This is a genomic window from Pseudoalteromonas sp. SR45-5 (assembly GCF_014163565.1).
Classification (GTDB): Bacteria; Pseudomonadota; Gammaproteobacteria; order Enterobacterales; family Alteromonadaceae; genus Pseudoalteromonas; species Pseudoalteromonas distincta.
The window spans coordinates 1-6,306 of sequence record NZ_JACJDN010000201.1 but is presented as its reverse complement, the minus strand read 5'-3'; the positions used below and the strand labels follow the sequence as shown (position 1 = coordinate 6,306).

5 protein-coding genes are annotated in these 6,306 nt (G+C 39.6%); 3 read left to right on the top strand and 2 right to left on the bottom strand.

Features of this window, described 5'->3' with window-relative positions; translation table 11 throughout:
- A partial coding sequence (gene rrtA, locus H5072_RS09350) for a rhombosortase (RefSeq protein ID WP_182693363.1) occupies window positions 1-355 on the bottom strand: 355 nt, incomplete at its 3' end.
- Between the two features lie 97 nt (window positions 356-452).
- Between rrtA and ggt the strand changes: the two genes are divergently transcribed.
- The 3 genes from ggt (at window position 453) to H5072_RS09335 (ending at window position 4,948) form a co-directional block, all read left to right on the top strand.
- Window positions 453-2,231: a gamma-glutamyltransferase gene (gene ggt / locus H5072_RS09345; RefSeq protein WP_182693362.1), complete on the top strand. Its 1,779-nt coding sequence runs from the start codon at window positions 453-455 to the stop codon at window positions 2,229-2,231.
- A 142-nt stretch (window positions 2,232-2,373) separates the two neighbouring features.
- Window positions 2,374-4,068: an NAD-dependent malic enzyme gene (locus tag H5072_RS09340; protein ID WP_182693361.1), complete on the top strand. Its 1,695-nt coding sequence runs from the start codon at window positions 2,374-2,376 to the stop codon at window positions 4,066-4,068.
- A 154-nt stretch (window positions 4,069-4,222) separates the two neighbouring features.
- The gene (locus H5072_RS09335; protein ID WP_024596616.1) at window positions 4,223-4,948 is read left to right on the top strand and encodes an SIMPL domain-containing protein; all 726 of its coding nucleotides are present in this window, start codon (window positions 4,223-4,225) and stop codon (window positions 4,946-4,948) included.
- 16 nt (window positions 4,949-4,964) lie between these two features.
- On the opposite strand, the gene H5072_RS09330 is transcribed toward H5072_RS09335, so the two are convergent.
- Window positions 4,965-6,306 (bottom strand): DUF2254 domain-containing protein (locus H5072_RS09330; RefSeq protein WP_259395912.1); only part of this gene is annotated, 1,342 nt, incomplete at its 5' end.

Sequence of the window (6,306 nt, the reverse complement as noted above, 5' to 3'; positions counted from 1 at the left end):
CGCCATGCAGCAGAGCACTTAATCCGGTATAAATATGTATGCTTGGGCAAAACCAATACACGCCAAGTCCACACCACAGTGCCAGCGCAATTATATTAACGGCGTAACGAGTAGGTGATGTGTATTCGCCATGTAGTAACCATATTAGTAAAACACCACTGGCATTTAGTCCCAAATGAGCCCAATTAGCATGAACAAATTGGCTAGAAAAGATTCGCCACAGTTCGCCATCATCAATTAGGCTTCGGTTAAATTCAAGTAAACTATTTAAATCAAATGCAGCAAAAATGGTACTAAAAAGCAGCAAAATAATAGGCGGTAATATATAACGAGGTTGAATAGGTAAATTAAGCATTTTATTATATTTTTTTAGTCAAAATTTTTGCATATTGTGCCCGTTTAACTTTAAGATGCCAAATACAACTACGTAATTAAGTGTTTTTAGTATTTTTATGCATTTTAAACTTAACTCATTATTTGCCATTGGACTGTGCGCAGTATCACTGCCTTCATTTGCACAGCAAGCAACTCAAATTGAAACTCGCGAACCTGAAGCTGCTACCGGATTAATCCATAAAAAAGTAGTGCAAGGTGATAAATACATGGTAGCTGCGGCAAATCCATATGCCTCAAAAGCCGGTCAACAAATTTTAGCCCAAGGCGGCAGTGCTGTAGATGCTGCGATTGCTACTCAACTAGTGCTTACTTTAGTTGAACCGCAATCCTCAGGTATTGGCGGTGGTACATTTATGATGTATTACAACAAAGCTAACAATAAATTGACTAGTTTTGATGGCCGCGAAACTGCACCTGCAAATGCAGACGAAACACTGTTTTTAGATAAACACGGTAAAGCCGTTAAATGGATTGAAGCCGTAGTAGGTGGACGCTCTGTTGGTGTACCCGGTATTTTACATGCCTTTGCAAGCGCACATAAACAATACGGTACATTACCGTGGGAAGCGCTTTTTAAACCGGCTATTGAACTTGCAGAACAAGGATTTGTAGTTTCGCCGCGTTTACATGGCTTATTAGCCCGCCAGTTAAACCCAGGCGTATTGAGCATGCCAGTTATTAACGAATACTTTTACCCTAATGGTAAATTAATTGAAGTGGGTAGCGTTAAAAAGAATCAACCACTTGCTGATTTATACAAAGACATTGCAAAGCAGGGCATTGATGCATTTTACAAAGGCGAAAATGCAAAACAAATGGTTAATGCTGTACAGCACTCTAAAATTGCCCCTGGTAAATTAAGCGTACAAGATTTAGCAGATTATAAAAGTAAAGAGCGCGATGCGGTATGTATTCAATACCGTGCTTATAACGTGTGTTCTATGGCACCACCAAGTAGTGGCGGCGTAGCAGTACTGCAAATGCTTGGCTTGCTTGAACATAAAGATATGAGCGCACTTAAGCCAAATGGCGAAAAGGCGATTCATTACTTTAGCCAAGCTTCGCGTATTGCATTTGCCGATCGCGATATGTACATGGGCGATCCCGATTTTACTCAAGTACCTACAAAAGAGCTATTAAACAAAGATTACATTGCCTCACGCGCTAAATTAATTACCGAAACAGACCAAAAAGCCGTAGCCGGTAATCCAGTAGGGTACTTAAGTTATGCAATGGATGATTCATACGAGTTACCTTCTACTTCTCATGTCTCTATTGTAGATAGTAAAGGTAATGCCGTTTCGATGACTAGTTCAATTGAAATGGCGTTTGGCTCTACGGTTATGGTTAATGGCTTTATTTTAAATAACCAACTAACTGACTTTTCGTTATCGCCACGTAAAAACGGCAAGCTTGTAGCAAACCGTGTAGAGGCTGGTAAACGCCCGCGTAGCTCTATGTCACCGGTAATGGTATTTAATAAAGATGGCAGCTTACGTTTAATTGTAGGCTCACCTGGCGGTAGTCGTATCATAGATTACGTTGCACAAGTTGTTGTGGGTGTTATTGACTGGAATTTATCAGCGCAAGACGCTATTAACTTACCGCGTACAACAAATCGTAACGATTACACCAGCCTTGAAAAAGGCACAGCTATTGAAGCCATTGCGCCTGCGCTTACTAAACGCGGCCACAATGTACGTATTATTGACTTAAACTCGGGCTTACACGCAGTTGAAGTTAAAAATGACAAACTTTACGGCGGAGCTGATCCACGCCGTGAAGGTGTTGCGTTATCTGATTTAACTGATAATAACGCCACTATCAAATTTTAAATTATGTATAATATGCATGCGGGCAGTGAAGCCCGCATGTATTTTCTCTCAATGGTCTGACTAGCTTAATTGTCGTTGCAATTAAACCTCTAACACTGATAATGACAGATCATAACTTAAGACTCCGTTAAAGCCTGGAAATATGACAACTAATACTGATCCTAACTACTTATATATTCATCATTCTGGCCCTGGCCTAATTGAAACACCGCTATTAAATAAAGGCAGCGCCTTTAGTAAAAAAGAACGCGAAAATTTCAATCTTGCTGGTTTACTTCCTCCTCGCTTTGAAACAATAGAAGAGCAAGTTGAGCGTTGTTATCAGCAGTATTCTAGCTTTACCGACAACCTTAATAAGCATATTTACTTACGTGCGATTCAAGATAACAACGAAACACTTTACTACCGTTTAGTGCGTGACCACCTTGAAGAAATGATGCCAATCATTTACACACCGACAGTGGGCGATGCTTGTGAAAAATTCTCTGACATTTATCGCAGCGCACGTGGTTTATTTATTTCGTATGAAGATCGCTACCAAATTGACGACATTTTACGCAACGCTACCAAAGGTAAAGTAAAAGTTATTGTTGTAACCGATGGCGAGCGTATTTTAGGCCTTGGCGATCAGGGTATTGGTGGCATGGGTATTCCAATTGGTAAATTGTCACTTTACACAGCGTGTGGTGGTATAAGCCCAGCATACACATTGCCTGTAATGCTTGATGTGGGTACTAATAACGAAAAGCTTTTAAACGATCCTATGTACATGGGCGCACGCCATAAGCGAATTGCTCAAGACGAATACGATGAGTTTTTAGACTTATTCATTAAAGCGGTTAAACGTCGCTGGCCAAATGTATTACTTCAGTTTGAAGATTTTGCACAGCCAAATGCAATGCCATTACTTAAGCGCTACCGCAATGAAATTTGTAGCTTTAACGATGACATTCAAGGTACTGCGGCTGTAACGGTCGGTTCTTTACTTGCTGCGTGTCGTGTTAAAAATTCAACCCTAAGCCAGCAAAAAGTAGTTTTTGTGGGTGCAGGCTCTGCTGGTTGTGGTATTGCTGAGCAAATTATTAGCCAAATGGTTTTTGAAGGTATTTCAGAAGCAAAAGCGCGTAGCCAAGTATTTATGGTTGACCGTTTTGGTTTGCTTAGTGAGGGTATGGAAGGCTTACGCGATTTCCAACAAGCACTTGCACAACCTACAGGCTCGTTAAGTGATTGGACGTACAGCGGCGAGTACGCATCACTGCTTGATGTTATGCACTGTGCTGAGCCTGACATTTTGATTGGTGTTTCTGGTCAACCTGGCTTATTTACAGAACAAGTAATACGCGCTATGCATGCCGGTTGTGAACAGCCAATTATTTTCCCATTAAGTAATCCATCTAAGCAAGTAGAAGCGCATCCTGCTGATGTGATTAAGTGGACTGACGGTAAAGCACTTGTTGCCACAGGTAGCCCATTTGATCCTGTTGAGTACAATGGCGAGACGTTCCCAATCCCACAATGTAACAACAGTTATATTTTCCCGGGTATTGGTTTAGGGGTTATTGCCGCTAAAGCGACACGCATTACAGATGCAATGTTAAGTGTATCTAGCGAAATGCTTGCAGAGTCGTCGCCGCGTGCAAACACAGGTAAAGGTAGTTTATTACCAGCCTTGACTGAAATTGAAACGCTAAGTAAACGTATTGCATTTGCCATCGCTAAAAAGGCAATCGAAGAGGGCGTTGCTCTTGAGATTACGGATGACGCATTATGGGCAGCAATCGACAAAAATTACTGGTTACCAAAATACCGTAACTATAAACGTTGTAGTGTTTAATTAGGTTTATAAGTAATTAAAAGTAAATGGCGTAATAGCATTAGTTACAACGCTTAACAAAAAACAGGCAATTGCCTGTTTTTTTGTGCTTGTTCATATTTAATTAACCACGTACGGTGTTTACTTGCTTTTACATAATTAAAGGATCGACTTAATGAAAACACTGACTCTTGTTTTAGGTAGTGCACTGGCTTTAAACGTACTTAGCTTTGATGCACTTGCGGCAGCGACTCCCGATGCTCCTCATATTTATGTTAAGGGCGAAGCGACTCTTACTACAATGCCAGATTACGTACAGCTTAGTGTAGGTATTACCGAAGTTGATAAAGACTTAATTGCTGCTAAAAATAAAACCGACTTAACTATCGCCAAGGCAATTAAGCTCGTAAAAGAGATTGGTGTTAAAGAGGGAGATATAAACGCAGGGCAAATTTCAATAAACCGTGATAGCCAATACAACCGCACTACCGGTAATCAAGAATTTAAAGGCTTTAAGGTTTCTCGTACGTTAACAGTAAAACTCAGCGATATAAATAAATACCCTGAGTTACTACAAAGCTTAGTTAACAACGGTATTAACGAAATTAATCAAACGCAATTTTTAGCAAGCAACTACAACGAGCTGCATAAAAAAGCGCAAAAGTTAGCAATTAAAGACGCACGGGATGCTGCAAAAGAGTTTAGTGAAGATTATGACGTTGATTTAAAAGGATTATACAGCGCGTCACTAAGTCCACTCAATGTGCAGTCGCAGCCTTATATGCGCGCAGAAAAAGTAATGATGGCTGATAGCGCACCAAGTAACTATGTACCTGATGCCTACCATGCTGGAGAGATTAAAGTAACAGCGTCAAGCTACGCTGTGTACTACATAGATTAAACTATGTTTTAAGTTTTTATTTTTGGTGGTGCTCAAAACGTGCCACCAACTTCTCACCTTGCTCTTGGCTGATACGCGCTATAGAGTTGAGCATATTAGTCACTTCGCGTCTGTCGTATTCATTAGTTACATGTTCATTTATGTCATCAACAATCGCATTTAAGTAATTAAATAGACTGTTTCGTGCATCGGTATCTTTATGGGCAATAAACAAAATATTTTTAAATGCCTCAAGCACATTTGTCATTACATATGCATCACCTTTGGCGTAATTACGCAGCGGTGTAAAATTATCATGTAATAACTCATCAAAGCTTGTTTCATGAAGGTACAACAATGGGGCATTATCACTGTGCTTAAACGAGTAGTTAATATCGTTAATTGACAACCGTTGAATAAGTAAAATACTCAGCATATCAATTGATTTAACCGCAGTACCTGGATCGTTTATGCCCGGGCTCATTGCCTTAACTGCAATCTCAGATATTTGCGTTAACCCATAACGGTAATGATCGCTAATGTACTCTTCTATATAAAAAATAAAACAGTCGAGAATTTTATTTATCAGCTCTTCATCGTTTGATATGTCTTTATTACACTTTAAAAACGGATAGCCTTTAACTGTAAAGTAGCCTTGGTTAACAGAGATATACACCTTTATATCTTGCTCTGCCAAAATGGCACACAGCTTATCGGTTTGCACGCCTTTGTAATATCCCTCTGTTTTACTGCTAACCGAATACCACTTACTAAAGTCTGGAAAGTCTTCAACTGGGTTTTCTTGTTGTCTTTGTATTATTGTTTTAATTTCGTTTTTAGTTTGGCTAAACAAGCCATTTAATACGTTATCAACCTGAATGGCACGAGAGATTGAATGTATAAAAAATACAAATAAACCTAATGAAATCAATCCAAAAACAAGTGCGAACAACACACCAATTGAAGGAATAGCCGTACTGCCACCTTCAAGTTTATTAATATTTATAAGCATAATAATGGAGTAAATTATGCTGCCTAAATAAAAGCCCAAAACCATTTGATGTGATTTACGCGTAATAAGCCCAGGCACTACGCGGGGCGATAAACTCGCACTGGCCGAATTTAAAACGACCATTACCATTGAAAAACTAAACACGGTAAGCGAAATAATACTCCCCGCTAAGGTGCTTAAAATAGTACGTGCGTTTTCAGCGCTATCAACAAGTACAACCGATATAAACGATTTTAGCTGCTCAACAGGGGCTAAATATTCAACCGACATTGTAATAATGGCAAATACCAAAAAGCCCACTGAAAGCATCGAAGGGTAAAAGCCAATACTGTTAATCATTTCACGGTAACTGTCGGCTACTTTACGA